1 protein-coding gene is annotated in these 447 nt (G+C 45.4%); it reads right to left on the bottom strand.

The genetic code is table 11. From position 1 onward, the window contains the following. On the bottom strand, positions 1-447 hold a 447-nt coding region (locus ACTJJG_RS19035), incomplete at both ends, for an Ig-like domain-containing protein (protein WP_440609001.1).

The following is a 447-nucleotide window of genomic DNA, read 5'->3' as shown; positions in this document are numbered from 1 at the left end:
CATTGAAGGTACCGTCTGTGCCTAGCTCGTCTGCATTCAAGATACCGTCGCCATTTAAGTCTTCAGGAATCGTGATCGCACCGATCAGGTCTGCAGGTACTGTATCAATAGTAAGCGTAGCTGTATCTGTAGCAGTATTTCCAGCTGGATCAGTTGCAGTTACAGTTACAATATGAGGACCATCTATTAATGCAGGCAAAGTATTGTCTGCAAGCGTCCAAGTACCATCACCGTTATTCACTGCCGGATAATCAACGCCATCCACATTCACAACCACAGTGGCTGTTGGGTCATTAATTACCCCTGTTAAAGCAGGAGTTGTGTCATTAGTAGTTAAGTCATCTAAAGATACAACTGGAACACTAGTATCAATCGTCACCACTGCTGTATCGGTACCTGCATTGCCTGCTGCATCTGTTGCAGTCACGGTAATGGTGTGTGGACCAT

It is taken from the genome of Acinetobacter sp. 22512, assembly GCF_052044755.1.
Taxonomy (GTDB): domain Bacteria; phylum Pseudomonadota; class Gammaproteobacteria; order Pseudomonadales; family Moraxellaceae; genus Acinetobacter; species Acinetobacter pittii.
The sequence above is the reverse complement of the archived record's forward strand: the minus strand, read 5'-3'. Positions and strand labels throughout refer to the sequence as shown.